The sequence below is a fragment of the Vibrio sp. 1078-1 genome, assembly GCF_033340475.1.
On record NZ_JAWOWM010000406.1, the window covers coordinates 1 to 673 of the forward strand.

Sequence of the window (673 nt, forward strand, 5' to 3'; positions counted from 1 at the left end):
TGGCAGCATCGAGTAACCCGCGCTCCATCATGATACAGATGCGTTGAATTTGCGTAATAACGCGCATGTTGATGCCACGATCGGCACAGCTTCGAGTAGTGGTGATGCAGTGTCCATCCATTACGGTCGTGACAACCAAGGCATTGGCTGAGAGGGCTACAGCCACTTCATGCACGCCACAAGCTAAGCCAATACGACGCATGATATCGCACACAAGCGTACTTTCTGCGCCATGGGCCAACAGCATTTGTCCGGCTTGAGCGACAAGTCGAGAAATGGAGCGTTGGTTAGATACCGTCAACTCTCCAGACGGTATGGTTTCTAGATTCATAGATAGGTCTAAGTCCTTTTAGGGTGTTGCTTACTCTCACGTGAAGGAGGTCAAACATTCCCGAATCATCACGCGAAGCCACTATTGTGCCGCAAATCACATCATCTAAATATGATTTAGATACAAAAAAAGCCGCAATAGATTTTGCGGCTTTATTAAATTTTCTAGCAAGACATCGCTTGGAGAGGACAATTAGTCACGAACGTAGACAACGTGACCGTCATCTTCTTCGTCATCCCAATCATCCCAGTCGTCATCTTCAGTAACAACGTCTTTTCCTGCCATTGCATCTTTATGGTAATCATCCCACATGAAGTTAACTTTATCTTCTTCAGCCACTTC

At 46.2% G+C, this 673-nt stretch carries 1 protein-coding gene and 1 pseudogene; both read right to left on the reverse strand.

The features are described from left to right. On the reverse strand, positions 1-331 hold a 331-nt coding region (locus R7190_RS27850), incomplete at its 3' end, for a threonine/serine exporter family protein (RefSeq protein WP_318137926.1). Between the two features lie 192 nt (positions 332-523). Beyond that, positions 524-673, reverse strand: a pseudogene (obgE, locus tag R7190_RS27855) (GTPase ObgE); the annotation flags it as partial.